Here is a 929-nt window from a genome sequence, read left to right on the forward strand (position 1 = left end):
GTCGATGAGGCAGCGCTCGCGGCAGCACTCGCCAACGGCACCATCGCCGCCGCCGGCCTCGATGTCTTTGCCGACGAACCGAATGTGCCCAAGGCGCTGCTCGACGCGCCCAACACCTCGCTGCTGCCGCATGTCGGCTCGGCCTCGGACCACACCCGCCGCGCCATGGCGGATCTGTGCGTCGACAATCTGGTGTCCTGGTTCACCGAGCGCCGTCCGCTGACCCCGGTGCCCGAGACGGCGCATGTGACTGCTAGAAACTGATCGGTGGTTGCCACATTTATTAACGTCAGCTTAACGCTTTGGAATCATTGTTCAACCTGTCCGTGTACGTGGATGAAGAATGATGAAAGCACTTTCCGCATTGATCGCTGCCGCGGCGCTGTTTGGTGGCATTCAGCTGTTTCATGGCGGCAGCCGTGAAAGCGTGGCCAACGAGGCCGCCCCGTCCAACAGCTACAGGCTGGTCGCCAATGGCGATGAGGCGGTCTGTGCAGTCAGCCGCGGGGCCGAAATTTCGGACGGTTTGTCGCTGCTCACCGTTGCTCCGAAATGCCGCCGGCTCTTGCCGGGCATAGAGCAGGCGAAGTTCTGGCGCGAGCAGAACGATGGCACGGTCGCCTTCAGCGCCAATGGCACCGATCCAATCGTCACCTTCGCGGCTGCCGATGGCGACGGCTACGAATCCTATGCCCCGGCGCTACCATTGCTGTCGCTGGCGGCCACCGGTGATAAGAAATCTGGCGACTGATTATTCCGCCGCCGCCCGCGCGCCAGCCTTCGCTGCGGCGTGCAGCCGAACCGCATCGCCGAAGGCCCGGAATATTTTCACCGAATTGCTGTCCGACTTGACCCAGTATTCCGGGTGCCATTGCACGCCGACGGCGAAGGCGCGGGCGTCGCGCACCGAAACCGCCTCGACCGTGCCG

Annotated in this window: 3 protein-coding genes; 2 read left to right on the top strand and 1 reads right to left on the bottom strand. The window is 63.5% G+C overall.

Annotated features, from left to right (window positions below):
• Window positions 1-264: NAD(P)-dependent oxidoreductase (locus EN906_RS35555; RefSeq protein ID WP_281060483.1), on the top strand; the 264-nt coding region annotated here is incomplete at its 5' end.
• 82 nt (window positions 265-346) lie between these two features.
• On the top strand, window positions 347-751 hold the full coding sequence (locus EN906_RS35560) for a hypothetical protein (RefSeq protein ID WP_032901504.1): 405 nt from the start codon (window positions 347-349) through the stop codon (window positions 749-751).
• Here the strand turns inward: EN906_RS35560 and EN906_RS35565 are convergent.
• Window positions 752-929: gamma-glutamyl-gamma-aminobutyrate hydrolase family protein (locus EN906_RS35565; protein WP_164777675.1), on the bottom strand; the 178-nt coding region annotated here is incomplete at its 5' end.

It is taken from the genome of Mesorhizobium sp. M7A.F.Ca.CA.004.06.1.1, from assembly GCF_003999135.1.
Lineage (GTDB): Bacteria > Pseudomonadota > Alphaproteobacteria > Rhizobiales > Rhizobiaceae > Mesorhizobium.